Source organism: Hydrogenophaga pseudoflava (assembly GCF_031020795.1).
In the GTDB taxonomy this organism is placed as follows: Bacteria; Pseudomonadota; Gammaproteobacteria; order Burkholderiales; family Burkholderiaceae_C; genus Hydrogenophaga; species Hydrogenophaga pseudoflava_A.
On sequence record NZ_JAVHJP010000003.1, the window covers coordinates 373,860 to 389,331 of the forward strand.

The 15,472-nt window shown below is 70.9% G+C and carries 8 protein-coding genes and 1 tRNA gene; all 9 read left to right on the forward strand.

Translation table 11 applies throughout. From position 1 onward, the window contains the following. The first annotated feature begins 27 nt into the window (after positions 1 to 27). Positions 28 to 1,455 (forward strand): vWA domain-containing protein, encoded by a 1,428-nt coding sequence (locus RCO38_RS11400; protein WP_308328431.1) that lies wholly within the window; start codon positions 28 to 30, stop codon positions 1,453 to 1,455. A gap of 36 nt (positions 1,456 to 1,491) precedes the next feature. Beyond that, a tRNA-Met gene (locus RCO38_RS11405) sits at positions 1,492 to 1,568 on the forward strand. Between the two features lie 236 nt (positions 1,569 to 1,804). Further along, positions 1,805 to 3,349, forward strand: a complete 1,545-nt coding sequence (locus RCO38_RS11410) for a TolC family protein (RefSeq protein ID WP_308328432.1) — start codon at positions 1,805 to 1,807, stop codon at positions 3,347 to 3,349. Then, positions 3,346 to 4,149, forward strand: coding sequence for an efflux RND transporter periplasmic adaptor subunit (locus RCO38_RS11415; protein ID WP_308328433.1), 804 nt, complete (start codon positions 3,346 to 3,348; stop codon positions 4,147 to 4,149). The genes RCO38_RS11410 and RCO38_RS11415 overlap by 4 nt, the downstream gene beginning before the upstream one ends. Positions 4,150 to 4,183: 34 nt before the next feature. Then, positions 4,184 to 10,858: a tandem-95 repeat protein gene (locus tag RCO38_RS11420; protein ID WP_308328434.1), complete on the forward strand. Its 6,675-nt coding sequence runs from the start codon at positions 4,184 to 4,186 to the stop codon at positions 10,856 to 10,858. Next, complete coding sequence (locus RCO38_RS11425) at positions 10,858 to 12,237, forward strand: efflux RND transporter periplasmic adaptor subunit (protein WP_308328435.1); 1,380 nt, start codon at positions 10,858 to 10,860, stop codon at positions 12,235 to 12,237. The genes RCO38_RS11420 and RCO38_RS11425 overlap by 1 nt, the downstream gene beginning before the upstream one ends. Then, positions 12,234 to 14,351: an HlyD family efflux transporter periplasmic adaptor subunit gene (locus RCO38_RS11430; RefSeq protein ID WP_308328436.1), complete on the forward strand. Its 2,118-nt coding sequence runs from the start codon at positions 12,234 to 12,236 to the stop codon at positions 14,349 to 14,351. The genes RCO38_RS11425 and RCO38_RS11430 overlap by 4 nt, the downstream gene beginning before the upstream one ends. Positions 14,352 to 14,419: 68 nt before the next feature. Beyond that, positions 14,420 to 14,980 carry a YaeQ family protein gene (locus tag RCO38_RS11435; RefSeq protein ID WP_308328437.1) on the forward strand — a complete coding sequence of 187 codons (561 nt, stop codon included), beginning with the start codon at positions 14,420 to 14,422 and terminating at the stop codon, positions 14,978 to 14,980. Between the two features lie 82 nt (positions 14,981 to 15,062). After that, positions 15,063 to 15,422, forward strand: a complete 360-nt coding sequence (locus tag RCO38_RS11440; protein WP_308328438.1) for a hypothetical protein — start codon at positions 15,063 to 15,065, stop codon at positions 15,420 to 15,422. The last annotated feature ends 50 nt before the right edge of the window (positions 15,423 to 15,472 follow it).

A 15,472-nucleotide genomic window follows, 5' to 3' on the forward strand; every position in this document is an offset into this window, starting at 1 on the left:
GCATCACCAACCCCCATGGAGTTCACGATGCCCCTCCAGAATCTCCGGCTGTCCCGCCTGCTGACCGCCCTGCTCGGCAGCCAGTTGCTGCTCTTCGGCGCGCCCGTCACCGCCGCGCAGCCCACGCCGGCGGTGGCCCTTGCCGCCGCGGTGTCTGCCCAGCCCGACTTCGCGCCGCCCAGCGCCAACCATTGCCGGCGCCCGATGCGCACGCACGAAGTGCCCGGCCGGCCCGATGTCGCCGAGCCTGCGGTATCCATCGGCAAGGCCCTGCCGCGCTCCCGCGCCCCGAGCGTCTCGCGCGATGCAGCGGCGAAGGCAGCGTCTCCCGCGGTGGCCCTGTCCATGGAGCGCCCGCCCGAGGCCCTGGCGGTCGCGCCGGCCCCCGCTCCGACCATCGGTGGCAACCGAGAGGCCCGCCCGGTCGTGACCGCCGGCATGGTCGACGACAACGCCGACTTCGCCGAATACCTGGCCTTCCGTGCGCGCACGAACGTGCCGCACCAAGCGCGCGACATCAGCGAGCGCCACCTGCTCACCGTGAGGGACCGCACCGGCCGCGGCGTGCCCGACGCGCAGGTGCAGGTGCGCTCGCCCGAGGGCGCCCTGCTGCGCGCACGCACCGACAGCGCGGGTCGCGTCTGGCTGCATCCGCGGTCTTTCGACACCGGCCAGTCGACGCTGTACGAGGTGACGGCCAGCCACGGCGGGCAGACCGCCCAGGGCCTGCTGCGCCGCGGCCAGAAGGACGCGCTGGAGCTGCAGCTGGATGGCGCCGTCGCGCCCCAGCGCGCGCGCCTGGACCTGGTGTTCCTGATCGACGCCACCGGCTCCATGGCCGACGAGATCCAGAAGCTCAAGAGCAGCCTGCGCAGCATCGCCGACGACTCCGCGCGCCTGCCCAGCCGGCCCGACCTGTGCTTCGGCCTGGTCGCCTACCGCGACACCACGGACCCCTTCGTGCTGCGCAGCCACGACTTCACCAACGACCTCGGCGCTTTCCAGAAAGTGCTCAACCAGCTGCAGGCCGACGGCGGCGGGGACTACCCCGAGGCCATGGGCGAGGCGCTGCACGAGACCGTGCACCGCCTGAGCTGGCGCGGCGAGGGCGCCACGCGCATGGTGGTGCTGCTGGCCGACGCGCCGCCGCAGCTCGGCCCCGACAGGCCCACCTACGACGCGGCGATGCAGGTGGCGCTGGGCAAGGGCATCAAGGTCTTCAGTGTTGGCGCCAGCGGCCTGGACCCGCAGGGCGAGTTCATCCAGCGCCAGATCGCCCAGTACACCGGCGGCCGCTTCGTGTTTCTGACCTACGACCGCGCCGAGGACCCCGCCAGCGGACCGGGCCGCGAGACGGTGCACGACGTGAAGAACTACTCGGTGGCGACCCTGGACCGGCTGATCGGCCGGCTCATCCGCGAGGAACTGGCCCCGCTGTCGCGCAAGGGGGCTTGAGCGCTTCGCAAAAATGGGCTTATAATGCTGGGCTTCGGCGATATAGCTCAGTTGGTTAGAGCGCAGCATTCATAATGCTGATGTCGGTGGTTCAAGTCCACCTATCGCCACCAGATTCAGGACCCCCTTGAGGCGCAAGCTTCAAGGGGGTTTTTCTTTGTCCGTGCGCGGGAAATACATCACGAACAAGCCGCTGATTCGACCTTTAGTCGGAAAAGGGCTTGCCGATACTGGGGATGCGCTGGACTGCGAAGCCAGCGAATGCCACCGATCCGGCGTCCGCCCCCCCTGAGCAACACGCCGCCATGCAGTCACCGGTCTGTGGTCACCCTCCACCACCGATGTTTCCATGGCCTCACGCAACAACAAACTCATCCCCGCACTGCGGACCGGACTGATCGTTTCGGCCGTCCTGGGCCTGACGGCCTGTGCCCAGCTCACCCCGCCGGCCTTGACCGACGCCGACGTCGCCAGCACCAGCCAGGCGGACCGTTCGGCCATGGCCCGGGACGTCGAGCCCATCATGTCCCCCCTGACCCTGGAAGAGGCGATGGCACGGGCGCTGAAATACAACCTGGACCGGCGCGCCAAGCTGATGGAAGAGGCTGTGGCTCTGCGCCAGCTGGACCTGACGCGCTACGACATGCTGCCCACACTGGCGGCCCGGCTGTCCGCGCAGTCGCGCAGCAACGACCGCATCAGCCAGAGCCTGGACCCCGAAACGGGTGACATCTCCAGCAACGGCTTCATCTCCCAGGACCGTTCGCACCACATGAGCGACCTGGGCGTGACGGCCAGCCTGCTGGACTTCGGCATGGGCTACTACAACGCCCGCCAGCAGACCAACCGCGTCTACATCGCGGCCGAGAAGCGCCGCCGCGCCATGCATCTGCTGATGCAGGACGTGCGCATCGCCTACTGGCGCGCCGCCAGCGCCCAGAAACTCCGGGACGATGTGGCCGCCACCATCCGCGCCGCCGAAGAGGCGCTGGCCGACTCGCGCAAGCTGGAGCAGGAGCGCACACGCAACCCGGTGGACGCGCTGCGCTACCAGCGCCAGCTGCTGGAAAACCTGCGCCTGCTGGAATCCATCAACCAGGAGCTGCTCTCGGCCCAGGTCGACCTCGCGTCCCTGATCAATGCCCCGCTGAACCAGCCGATCCCGATCGCCGAATCGGCGCTGGCGGACACCGCCACCCGCGTGGTCTCGGTGCCGGTGGAGCAGCTCGAGACCGTCGCCCTGCGCCAGAACGCCGATCTGCGCGAGCAGCACTACAACGCCCGCGTGGCCCAGGAAGAGACGCGCAAGGCCATGTTGCGCATGTTCCCCAACCTGAGCTTCAACTACGGCTTCAACTACGACTCCGACAAGTACCTGATCAACAACCACTGGCGCGAGGCCGGCCTGCAGCTGTCGTTCAACTTCATGAACCTGCTGACCGGTCCGGCCCAGGTGAAGCTGGCCGAGGCGGGTGTGAAGCTGGCCGACCAGCGCCGCATGGCCACGCAGATGGCGGTGCTGACGCAGCTGCACCTGGTGCGCCTGCAGTTCCTCAACGCGCGCAGCCAGTTCGCGCGCGCCGAGGAGGTCTACGCCACCGACCGGCGCATCAGCGAGCTGATGCGCACCCGCGAGGCGGTGCAGGCCAGCAGCAAGCTGGAGCGCGTGAGCAACGACACCGCCGCCATCCTGAGCCTGCTGCGCCGCTACCAGGCGCTGGCCCAGGTGCAGGCGGCCGAGAACCGGCTGCTGGCCCAGCTGGGCCTGGAACCGCGCATCGGCCGCACCGACGAGCTCAGCCTGCAGGCCCTGACCGAGCAGATCAAGGGCCAGACCGGCTTCGACCCGCTGTGGCTGCGCATGAGCAGCGACCTGCCCAGGACCGCGCCATGAAACCATCGAACTGCTGGACGCTGCCCCTGCTCTGCCTGGTTCTGGGAGCCGCCCGGGCCGCAACCCCTGCCCCTTCCATGCCCACGACACCGGCGCTGATGGCGCCCTCGCCCACGACGGCCAAACCGGGCGGCGAGCGGGAGATTCGGGCACAGCTCATGCCCCGGCGCTACACCACGGTGGCCGCCGAAATCGGCGCCAAGGTGCAGCGCCTGCCGGTGGGCGAAGGTGGTTCCTTCAAGGCCGGCCAGCTGCTGGTGAGCTTCGACTGCTCGCTGCAGCAGGCCCAGCTGGCCAAGGCCCGGGCCGAACTCGACGGCGCCGAGCAATCGCTCAAGACCAACGAACGGCTCTTCGAACTCCACGCCGGCGGCCAGCTGGAGGTGGAACTGGCGCGCTCGGCCCGCGCCAAGGCCCGCGCCGAACTCGGGGCGAACCAGGCGGTGCTGGGCAAATGCAGCGTGGGCGCGCCTTTCAGCGGCCGCGTCGCAGAGCAGAAGGTGCGCGAACAGCAGTACGTGCAGCCCGGTCAGGCGCTGCTGGACATCATCGACGACAGCGTGCTGGAACTGGAGTTTCTGGTGCCCTCGCACTGGCTGAGCTGGCTCAAGCCCGGTGCCGCCCTGTCGGTGCAGATCGACGAAACGCGCAAGGCCTACCCGGCCCGCTTCACCCGCATCGGGGCCCGCGTCGACCCGGTCAGCCAGTCGGTGAAGGTGGCGGCCGCGATCGACGGCCGTTTCCCGGAGCTGATCGCGGGCATGAGCGGCCGGGTGGTCGCCTCTGCACCGGCCCAGTGAACGCAGACAACAACACCACAAAACAACAACGGTCATGACCCGCCAGCAAGCCCCCATCGACTCTTCCGCAACGTCCGCCGGTCTTCGTCCCAAGGGCCTGGTCACCCGCCGCCCGCGCCCCATGGCGCTGGAGCAGCGCTTCATGTTCGACGGCGCCGCCGTGCTGGAGGCCGCGGCCCTGTCCTCCGATGCGCCGGACGCAACGGAGGCCCCGGCCAGCGCGCCCCCGTCCAACGCGTCACCGGCACCGGAAGCGGCGCAAGACACCGTGTCCGCCGACGCACCAGCCTCCGCGACAGCAGCGCAGGAGCCGACGGACACCGCCGATGCACAGCCTGTGCCGGCACCGGAAGAAACGGCGCCCTCTGTGGAGGAACCGCTGGACACCGCCATCGACACCGTAACCGGGACGGCGCCCGCGTCGCTGAACTTCGCGCCCGTGAGCACGGCGCCGTTGCCGCCGGTGCTGACGGAAGCCCTGACCCAGACCGACGGCATGCTCGCCGAGTTCGCCCAGAGGGACGACGCCGCGCAGCAGCTGTTCAACCTGTTCGAGGGAGAGCAGGAGAGCCCGTCGGCGGACTGGACCGCACAAGCCGACGCCCTGCTCGACCACCTGCACAGCGGTGGCGCCCCGGTGACTGTCGCGCTGCTCAATCACCAGTCGATGAACGGACTGATCGGGGCCTATGCCGTCCCGACCGCCGACTCGCCGGGCGTGATCTACCTCAATGCCGACTGGCTGGCCGTGCAGACCGACGCCGCCACCGTCTCGCGCGTGCTGCTCGAAGAGATGGGCCACGCCATCGACCACCAGCTCAACGGCGGCACCGACACCGCAGGCGACGAGGGCGAACGCTTCGCCTTCACCCTGCTCGGCCGCACCCTGACCGAGGAGCAGAGCGCACGCATCGCCACCGAAAACGATGGCACGGCGCTTTGGATCGACGGCCGGCTGGTGGAGGTCGAAGCCGCCTCGATCACCTTCTCGGGGGTCTTCCAGGGCACACCGTCGTCGCTGTCCGAAGAGGCACAGTCGCTCAACAACATCGCCCCGCTGGTGGGCAGCAACTTCCAGTTCGTCTCCTCCAATCCGTCGGACCTCTACTTCAGCGGCAACAACGTCACCGGCTACCTGACCTACAACGACGGCGATGGTGCCCCGCAGTCCATCTACGGCGTGGCCAGCCGCCTGTTCAAGACCGGCAACACGGTCGATGGCATCTACTTCTACGCCACCGGTGCCGACGGCCTGATCGGCACCGGCGACGCGGGCGAGACCGCCTACCTGCTGCAGGTCAACGCGGTCTTTGCCACCGGCTCCGACAATGGCACCTCCAGCGATCCGGTGGACCGGGCGCTCAACGACCTCCTGGTGGGCTACGAAGCGCCCACGGCCTACGCCGATACCAGCGACGCCCCCGGCGCCCAGTCGGCCATCGAAACCGCTTACCTGGAGGGCGGACGCAACGCCACCGGCAACGTGCTGGGCAACGACACCGGCAACGCCAGCCTGAGCGTCCAGTCGGTCACCGGCACGGCCGGCACCCAGACCGTCACCGCCGGCACCAGCGGCGCGGGCACCGCAGGCGGCACCGCCGTGACCGGTAGCCACGGCACGCTCTACATCGCGGCCGACGGCAGCTACCGCTACGTGGTCGACAACAGCAGCACGGCCGTCAATGCGCTGCGCCTGAGCACCGACACGCTCACCGACACCTTCACCTACCGCATCACCGACACCGAAGGCGCCACCGCGACGGCCACACTGACGGTGCGCATTGAGGGCGCCAACGACGCGCCCACGGCGGTCAACGACACCGACACCGCCAAGGAATCGCTGCTGAGCAACGGCACGCAGTACACGGCGTCGGACCTGCTGGGGCGCACCGCCGAGGGCAACGTGCTCGACAACGACACCGACCCCGACCGCCACGGCGAAACCGCCGAGATCGACGGCCTGTTTGCCGCGGGCACCTACATCACCCACTTCCTGGGCGGGGCCACGACCAATCTGAGCTTCTCGCCGACCGCCTCGACGCTGCAGAACGTGGGCACCTCGCATTACGTCTACATCCAGACTGGCAGCAACTACACCCTGCTGACCGCGGGCGGCAGCCCGGTGATGGTGACCAGCAACACCAAGCTGCCCGACGGCTCCTACAGCCTGAACCTCAGCGGAACGCCCACCAACTACACGCTGGGCAGCGGCTCGCACGTCGCCTTCGCCACCTCGGGCAACGCCACGGTCACCGCCGGCGGCAACACCCGCATCGCCGACGTCGGTGGCACCACCACCGTGGTCACCTCCACCCTCACCGTCGCGCAGACCAGCGGCACCATTCAGGCGGGCATGTCGATCAGCGGCACCGGCATTGCCGACGGCACGCGGGTCACCGGCGTCACGGTGAACGGATCGGGCCAGCTGGTGCTGCAGCTGAGCCAGCAGCTGTCGGGCACACCTTCGGGCGGCTTCACCTTCAGTGCCGCCGCGGGCTCCACGCTCACCGGCCGCTACGGCACCCTGGTGCTCAACGCCGACGGCGGCTACGTCTACACCCCGTTTGCCAACAACGACGCCCTGGCCCCCGGCGCCACCGGTGTGGACAGCTTCCAGTACACGATGCGCGACGACGCAGGGGTGGCCAGCGTGGCCACGCTCTCGATCACCGTCACCGGCTCGGCCGCCACCGACCCGAACGCCGTCAACGACGCCGGCAACGCCACCGAAGCGGGCGGCGCCGGCAACACCGGCGGCAGCAACGCCACCGGCACCGTGCTGACCAACGACACCACGCCCTCCGGCACGCTCAGCGTGGTCGCCGGGCGCGCCGACGCGTCGACCGGCGACACCACCATCACCGCCGGCAGCTACACCGATCTCAGCGGCCAGTTCGGCACACTGCGTCTGTGGTCCAACGGCAACTACACCTACACGCCCAACGACGCGAACCCTGAGGTCGAGGCGCTCAACACCGGCGGCTCGCTGCAGGACAGCTTCCAGTACCGCATCCGCAACACCGGCGGTGGCGAGGACATCGCCACCCTGACGATCAACCTGCACGGCGCCAACGACCACCCCGACGCGGCGGACGACCTGGTCGCGGGCACCGAAGACACCACGGCGCAGCTGTCGGCCACCGACCTGCTGGCCAACGACACCGACGTCGACAACACCCCCCTGAACATCGTGGGCGTGTCCAACGCCATCGGCGGGGTGGCCGTGCTCAACGCCAACGGCACCATCAGCTTCACCCCCGCAGCGAACTTCAGCGGCAACGCCAGCTTCGTCTACACGGCGAGCGACGGCAGCGCCACGTCCACCGCCACGGTGACGCTGGCCATCGCACCGGTGAACGACGCACCCGCATCGGCCGGCAACACCTACAGCACCGAGCGCAACACCGCGCTGACCAGCGCCAACCTGATCACCGACAACGACAGCACCCACGGTGCCGACAGCGACATCGAGAACGACGCGCTGACCGTGACCAAGGTCAATGGGCAACTGTTCACCGCCAACAGCGGTTCGGTCGACTACCCCGCCGCCAGCGGCTGGATGGAGGTCCCGCTCGCCCACGGCACGCTCTATCTGCAGGCCGACGGCGCCATGGCCTATCTGCCCGCCACGGACGACATCGTGGGCGACAGCTTCAGCTACGTGGTCGGCGACGGGGCCGACGAATCGGCGCCCGCGGTGGTGTTGCTCAACGTCACCGACTCGACCAACACGCCGGCCGTGGTGGGGGGGGACAACACCGGCAGCGTCACCGAAGACGCCAGCAGCCCGGCGCTGAGCGACAGCGGCACCCTGACCGTGAGCGACGCCAACGCCGGACAGGCCTATTTCCTCACGACGCCTGCCGACATCACCACCAGCCCGTCCACGCTGGGCAGCCTCAGCCTCACCAGCGACGGCCAGTGGACCTACACCGTCGACAACGCCCTGGTGCAGTACCTGGCGGCCGGCCAGACGCTCGACGAGGTGTTCATCGTGCGCACCGCCGACGGCACGCAGCACCAGATCACGGTGACCGTTCACGGGGTGAACGACCAGCCTGTGCCTGGCGATGTGCTGGACCCGGACTGGGACAGCACCGACGGCCGCTACGAGGTCAGCACGCCCGAGGACACACCGCGCACCGGCGCCATCACCGCCACCGACCTCGACGCCGACACCCTGGGCTTCACCGAACAGACCGGCCCGGCCCACGGCAGCCTCACGCTCGACGCCAGCACCGGCGCCTGGACCTACACCCCGGACGCGGACTACGTCGGCAGCGACAGCTTCGTTGTCACCGTCTCCGACGGCCACGGCGGTTCGGTCGATGTCACCGTGCTGGTCACCGTCACGCCGGTCAACGACCCGCCCGTGCCGGGCGATGCCACCGATCCGGACTGGAATGCCACCGACGGCCGCTACGAGGTCAGCACGCCCGAGGACACACCGCGCACCGGCGTCATCACCGCCACCGATCTGGACGCCGACACCCTCGGCTTCACCGAACAGACCGGCCCGGCCCATGGCAGCCTCGCGCTCGACCCGGACACCGGCGACTGGACCTACACGCCGGACGCCGACTACGTCGGCAACGACAGCTTCGTCGTCAGCGTCTCCGACGGCCACGGCGGTTCGGTCGATGTGACCGTGCTCGTGACCGTCACGCCGGTCAATGACCCGCCCGTGCCGGGCGATGCGCTGGACCCGGACTGGAACGCCACCGACGGCCGCTACGAAGTCAGCACGCCCGAAGACACACCGCGCACCGGCGCCATCACCGCCACCGACCTCGACGCCGACACCCTGGGCTTCACCGAACAGACCGGCCCGGCCCACGGCAGCCTCACGCTCGACGCCAGCACCGGCGCCTGGACCTACACCCCGGACGCGGACTACGTCGGCAGCGACAGCTTCGTTGTCACCGTCTCCGACGGCCACGGCGGTTCGGTCGATGTCACCGTGCTGGTCACCGTCACGCCCGTCAACGACCCGCCCGTGCCGGGCGATGCCACCGACCCGGACTGGGACGCCACCGACGGCCGCTACGAGGTCAGCACGCCTGAGGACACGCCGCGCAACGGCACCATCTCGGCCAGCGACCTGGACGCCGACACCCTCTCGTTCACCGAGCAGACCGGTCCCGCCCACGGCAGCCTCACGCTCGACTCCGCGACCGGCGCCTGGACCTACACCCCGGACGCGGACTACGTGGGCAACGACAGCTTTGTGGTCACCGTCTCCGACGGCCACGGCGGCAGTGTCGACGTGACCGTGCTGGTGACCGTCACCCCGGTCAACGACCCGCCCGTGCCGGGCGATGCGCTGGACCCGGACTGGGACGCGGCCGACGGCCGCTACGAAGTCAGCACGCCCGAAGACACCCCGCGCACCGGTACGATTGCGGCGTCGGACCTCGACGCCGACACCCTCTCGTTCACCGAACAGACCGGTCCGAGCAACGGCACCCTCACCATCGACAGCAGCACCGGCGCCTGGACCTACACGCCGGACGCCGACTACGTCGGCAACGACAGCTTCGTCGTCACCGTCTCCGACGGCCACGGCGGTTCGGTCGATGTGACCGTGCTGGTCACCGTTACGCCCGTCAACGACCCACCGGTCCCCGGCGAAGCGCTGGACCCGGACTGGGACGCGGCCGACGGCCGCTACGAGGTCAGCACGCCCGAGGACACGCCGCGCAACGGCACGATTGCGGCGTCGGACCAGGACGCCGACACCCTCTCGTTCACCGAGCAGACCGGTCCCGCCAACGGCAGCCTCACGCTCGACTCCGCGACCGGCGCCTGGACCTACACCCCGGACGCGGACTACGTGGGCAACGACAGCTTCGTCGTCACCGTCTCCGACGGCCACGGCGGCAGCGTCGACGTCACCGTGCTGGTGACCATCACACCGGTCGACGATCCGGCACCGGCTCCTGCACCGCCACCCGCTCCGGCCCCAGCGCCTGTGCCGGCGCCGCCTCCCCCACCGCCTCCGGCCCCCCCTCCCGTGGCCGCACCCGCCCCGGCGCCTGCACCGGACCCCGCGCCGGCCCGCGCCCCCGACCCGGCGCCCGTGGAGCCGCCCGCGGCCGCGCCGTCGTTGCGCTTCGATTCCGCGCTGCCCGATGTGGCCCCGGCCCACCTGTCGTTCCTCGGCCTGGACACGCTGTCCTGGGCCCGTTCGTACGCGGACGCCCCGTTCACGGACCTGCGCACCCAGGCCTCCGGATTCCAGATCCCGGTGGACCCCAACGCGACGGGGGGCCTGAACCTGAACAGGGAGATCACAGACCAGTTCGTGCAAGCGGGGGCGGCCACCCGCATTTCGCTGCCCTTCCACACCTTCGTGCACTCGGACGCCCAGGCCACGGTCACCCTGTCGGCCCGGTTGGCCGACGGCACGGCATTGCCCGAGTGGATCGCGTTCAACGCGCAGACAGGCTCGTTCTCCGTCACGCCACCGCCAGGGGTGGCCGAGCAGATCGAGATCCAGGTCGATGCCCGGGACGATCGGGGGAACGCCGTCACCACCAAGTTCAAGCTGCACCTGGGCAAGGAACCGGTGCCCGGCGGCCGGCCCGCGCTGAGCGAACAACTGCGCCGCGAGGGACGGGGCGACATGGCCTGGAGCCAGCGCCTCAACGCCCGAGACACCGCGCCCGCCACGGCGCGGCCCGCCCCCGTGGCCAAGGTGCCCGGCTGATGGCCGACGCGCACCACCCATCCGTGAGCACCGCCCATGCGCTGGCGGTGCTGTTGGACCTGTCGCGCCGGGCGCGCCGTGCCGGTTCGGTCCAGGAGCTGGGTTTTCTGCTGGTCAACGAGACGACCCACCTGGTGGCGTTCCGTCAGGCGGCGCTGTGGCACGCCGACACCGGCGTGAAGACCCTCTCGGGCGTGCTGCAGCCCGAGGCCAACGCCCCCTACGTGCAATGGCTGGAGCGGGTGGCGCGCCACCGGGTGGCGGCCGCACCGGCGCAGGCCGGCGCCTTCACGGCCGCGGACCTCCCCTCGGAACTGGCCGCCGACTGGGCTGAGTGGTGGCCCGCCCATGCGCTGTGGCTGCCGCTGCCGGCCGCACCGGACGGCCCCGCCGAAGGTCTGCTGCTGGCGAGGGACACCGCCTGGTCGCAGACGGACCAACAGTTGCTGCTCGAATGGACCGACAGCTGGCACCACGCCCGGCAGGCCCTGCATCCTGCACCGGCGACCGGCTGGAAGGGATGGGCGCGGCGCCTGCGCCAGCACCTGCGGCACGACCCGGCCCGGCCCTGGTGGCGCCAGGCGCGCTGGCGCTGGCTGGTGCTGGCCGTGCTGCTGCCGCTGATGCCGGTGCGCATGACGGTCATGGCGCCGGGCGAACTCGTGCCGGCCCACCCGGTCACCGTGCGCTCGCCGATGGACGGCGTGCTCGACGTGTTTCATGTCCAGCCCAACCAGCGGGTGGAACGCGACCAGCCGCTGTTCGGGCTGGACGAGGCGCTGATCCAGAGCCGCGTCGCCGTGGCGGCGCAGGTGCTGGCCACCGCCGAGGCCGAGTCCCGCCAGGCCTCCCAGCAGGCGCTGAACGATCCGAAATCCAAGATGCAGCTGGCACTGCTGCCCGGCAAAATCGCCGAAAAGCGCGCCGAGCTGGAGTACCTGCAGGACCAGGCCGGCCGGACCCACGTCACCGCCCCGCAGGCCGGCGTGGTGCTGCTGGACGACCCCTCGGAGTGGATGGGCCGCCCCGTCACCACCGGCGAGCGCATCCTGCGCATCGCGGCGCCCGACGACCGCGAGGTCGAGGCCTGGCTGCCCATCGGCGACGCGATCCCGCTGGAGGCGGGCGACACGGTGCGCCTCTACCTGAGCGCCAACCCGCTGGCGCCGGTGTCGGCCACGGTGCGCTATGTGGCCCACGACGCGGTGCAGCGTCCCGACGGCAGCCACGCCTACCGGCTGCGCGCCACCATCAGCGAGCCGACCGACCAGCGCGTGGGCCTCAAGGGCACGGCCCGCATCGACGGCGGCTGGAGCCCGCTGGCCTACTGGGTGCTGCGCCGCCCGCTGGCCAGCCTGCGCGGTACGGTGGGCCTGTGAGCGGCGCGCTGGCCCTGCTGCGCGAAGACCTGGCGCTGCTGCCGGGCCCGGCGCTGGCCGACGGCCAGCCCAGCTGGACCCTGCACGATCCGGCGCGCAATCTGTTCTTCCGCATCGACTGGCCCAGCTTCGAGATGCTGCGCCGCTGGACGCTGGCCAGCCCACAGCGCATCGCCGAGCAGGTCTGCGCCGACACCACGCTGCGGCTGGACGACCAGGACGTGCAGGCCATGGAAGACTTCCTGGTGCGCAACCAGCTGACCGTGCCCGGCGGGCCGGACGCGGCGCGCGAGATGGCCGCCCGGTGCGCCGCGCAAAGCGGCAGCCCGGTGGACTGGCTGCTGCACCACTACCTGTTCTTCCGCATTCCGCTGGCGCGGCCCGACGCCTGGCTGGCGCGCTGGGCCCCGGTGGCGGCGCGCTTCGCCTCGCCTTTCTTCCTCTGGCTCACCCTGGCCGCCGGCCTGCTGGGCGTGGCCGAGGTGCTGCGCCACTGGGACGTGTTCGCCGCCACCCTGGTCGACAGCTTCAGCCTGCAAGGTCTGACGGCCTACGGCGTCGCGCTGTTCAGCGTCAAGCTGCTGCACGAACTCGGCCACGCCTTCACCGCCAAACACCACGGCTGCAGGGTGCCCGCCATGGGCGTGGCCTTTCTGGTGATGTGGCCGGTGGCCTACACCGACACCAACGACGCCTGGCGCCTGACCGACCCGCGCCAGCGCCTGCAGGTGGCCGCCGCCGGCATCGCCACCGAACTGGCGGTGGCCGCCTGGGCCACGCTGGCCTGGGCGCTGCTGCCCGACGGTCCGCTGCGCGCCGCGGCCTTCGCGCTGGCCACCACCTCCTGGGTGGCCACGCTGGCCATCAACGCCAGCCCCTTCATGCGCATGGACGGCTACTTCGTCCTGTGCGACTGGCTGGACTTTCCCAACCTGCACGAGCGCAGCTTCGCGCTGGCCCGCTGGCACCTGCGCGAGCGCCTGTTCGCGCTGGGCGAGGAGCCGCCCGAGCACCTGGGCCCGCGCCGCCAGCGCGCCCTGCTGCTCTTCGCCTGGGCCACCTGGCTCTACCGGCTGGTGCTGTTCGTGGGCATCGCGCTGATGGTCTACCACCTCTTCTTCAAGCTGCTGGGCGTGCTGCTGTTCGCGGTCGAGATGGCCTGGTTCGTGCTGCGCCCGCTGCGCTCCGAGTGGCAGGCCTGGCGCTCCCGCGGCGAGGCCATCCGCCGCGGCGGCCGCGGCCCGCGCCTGGTGGCGCTGCTGGCCGGTCTGGCGCTGCTGCTGGCATTGCCCTGGCCCGGCCGGGTGCAGGTCAGCGGCCTGCTGCGGCCGGCCGAGGTCTGGCCGCTGCACGCACCCGGCGCGGCCCGGCTGGAGGCCCTGCCCTGGAAGAACGGCGACACGGTGCCGGCCGGCGAGGTGCTGGTGCGCCTGGAGCAGCCCGAGCTGCGCATGAAGGCTGCGGCGCTGCGCGCCCGGCTGGACAGCCTGAGGCTGCAGGCCGGTGCGGCCGGATTCGATGCCGAGGCGCGCCAGCAGTGGCAGGTGGTGCAGGAGGCGCTGACGACCGCCGAGGCCGAATACGGCGCGCTGCAGACCGAACTGCAGCAGCACAGCCCCACGGCCCCCTGGACCGGACGGCTGCACGACCTCGACCCGGACCTGCAGGCCGGGCAGTGGCTGGGCAAGCGCGAGCGCCTGGGCATGCTGGTGCGCGAAGGTTCGTCCTGGCTGGTGGAGACCTGGGTGCCGGAAGAGGTGGTGCAGCGCGTGGCCATCGGCGACGAGGCGCTGTTCGTCACCGACTCGGCCAGCGGGCCGGCCCTGCACCTGACGGTGCAGGGCATCGACCGCGACGCCAGCCGGGTGCTGCCGCGCCCCGAACTGGCGGCCCACCTCGGCGGCCACGTGCTGGTGCGCGAACAGGCCCGCACCATGGTGCCCGAGCGGGCGGTCTACCGCGTGCAGCTGGCACCGGCCCGGCCGGCCGACCTGGACACGCTGCAGCAGCACAGCTGGCGCGGCCGGCTCACCATCCGGGTGCAGAGCGAGGCCCCGGTGCTGCGCTACCTGCGCCAGGCCCTGGCGGTGCTGGTGCGCGAGACCGGGTTCTGAAACCGGGCCGGCGGCTACACTGCCGGCCTCCCCTTCCCGCCCCATCCGGCCCCTGGCCGGAACGCCCCATGGCCCTCAAGTCCACCATCTTCAAGGCGACCCTGCAGATCGCCGACATCGACCACGGCTACTACGCCGACCACGCGCTCACCCTGGCCCGCCACCCCAGCGAGACCGACGAACGCATGATGGTCCGCCTGGTGGCGATGGCGCTGCAGGCGCACGAGCTGCAGGACACCTGCGGCGGCGACGGCACCCTGGCCTTCGGCGCCGGCCTGTCCGACCCGGACGACCCGGACGCCTCGCTGACCGACTTCACCGGCCGCAAGCGCCTGTGGATCGAGGTCGGCCAGCCCGAAGACAAGCCGCTGTCCAAGGCCTGCAGCCAGGCCGACGCAGTGATCGTCTACGCCTTCAGCTCGGCCGCCGACGTGTGGTGGAAGGGGATCGAAAACAAGCTGACCCGGCTGGACAAGCTGCAGGTCTGGCGCCTGCCCACCGAGGTGGCGCCCGCGCTCGCCGCGCTGGCCGAACGCAGCATGCAGCTGCAGGCCACGGTGCAGGACGGCGCGCTCACGCTCTCGAGCAACCTGGGCAGCGTGCACATCGAGCCGGTGCGCTGGAAATGACCGGCTGCGGCGTCGCGTGAGACAATCGCGGCCCCGCGACGGCGCCCGCCGCCGCGCTCCCCTCAGCCTCTGGATCTACACCATGAACCGCTGCTTCCCCCCCGCCACCCGACGCCGACTGCTGGCCCTGGCCGGCGCCGGTCTGTGCACGCTGGCCACCCTGGCCCAGGCACAGAACGCCCCGCGCACCTTCCCCGCCAGCGCCTTGCGCGGCACCCTCGTCGTGACCCAGCCACCGGTCATCGCCATCGACGGCAAGCCCGCCCAGCTCTCGCCGGGCGCCCGCATCAAAGGCTCCGACAACCTGCTCGTGCTCTCCAGCGCCATCGTCGGCAAGGAGCTGCTGGTGAACTACACCGTCGAGTCCCACGGCATGGTCCACGACGTCTGGATCCTGACCGAAGCCGAAGCGGCCGAGAAGCGCAAGCGCGCCGGCCAGTAACCCCTCAACCCCAACAGGCCCCCAAAGCCCAGGCGCACCGCGGAACCGGC

Bases quoted from the DNA above. Each gene is read 5' to 3' on its own strand.
- RCO38_RS11425 (WP_308328435.1), top strand. From the start codon at position 10,858: ATGGCCGACGCGCACCACCCATCCGTGAGCACCGCCCATGCGCTGGCG.
- RCO38_RS11440 (WP_308328438.1), top strand. From the start codon at position 15,063: ATGAACCGCTGCTTCCCCCCCGCCACCCGACGCCGACTGCTGGCCCTG.
- RCO38_RS11435 (WP_308328437.1), top strand. From the start codon at position 14,420: ATGGCCCTCAAGTCCACCATCTTCAAGGCGACCCTGCAGATCGCCGAC.
- RCO38_RS11420 (WP_308328434.1), top strand. From the start codon at position 4,184: ATGACCCGCCAGCAAGCCCCCATCGACTCTTCCGCAACGTCCGCCGGT.
- RCO38_RS11400 (WP_308328431.1), top strand. From the start codon at position 28: ATGCCCCTCCAGAATCTCCGGCTGTCCCGCCTGCTGACCGCCCTGCTC.
- RCO38_RS11415 (WP_308328433.1), top strand. From the start codon at position 3,346: ATGAAACCATCGAACTGCTGGACGCTGCCCCTGCTCTGCCTGGTTCTG.
- RCO38_RS11410 (WP_308328432.1), top strand. From the start codon at position 1,805: ATGGCCTCACGCAACAACAAACTCATCCCCGCACTGCGGACCGGACTG.